General features: G+C 68.6%; 1 protein-coding gene. It reads left to right on the top strand.

All coding sequences use genetic code 11. The annotated features are described in order from the left end of the window. Positions 1–183 (top strand): hypothetical protein (locus WH85_RS52650; RefSeq protein WP_211275670.1); only part of this gene is annotated, 183 nt, incomplete at its 5' end. Positions 184–258: the final 75 nt, after the last annotated feature.

The raw sequence follows: 258 nt of genomic DNA, 5'->3' as shown, positions 1-258 counted from the left end.
GCGCAGCTCAGCCGTTTGTCGCAGCGCGTGGTCACGTCCAAGGTCAACTTTTGCTGGGTGGCATGGTGCGGCTGCCGGGCCGTCGCTCAGGGTTGTTTTCGGCTCGTGGATGGACCACAGCCGACGGCCGAGCTGGTCGAGCCGTCGGACACGGCTGTTCGGGAGGGTGGGAATCAGCCGTGAGCGACGGCTCGGGGTCACCCGGCCGTCGTCTGCGGTTGTTTTCGGCTCTCGGGTGGACCGTGGGCGACGGCCGGG

Origin of the sequence: Actinoplanes rectilineatus (genome assembly GCF_000962825.1) — a bacterium.
GTDB classification, from domain to species: domain Bacteria; phylum Actinomycetota; class Actinomycetes; order Mycobacteriales; family Micromonosporaceae; genus Actinoplanes; species Actinoplanes rectilineatus.
This window is presented reverse-complemented; position numbering and strand designations above follow the sequence as displayed.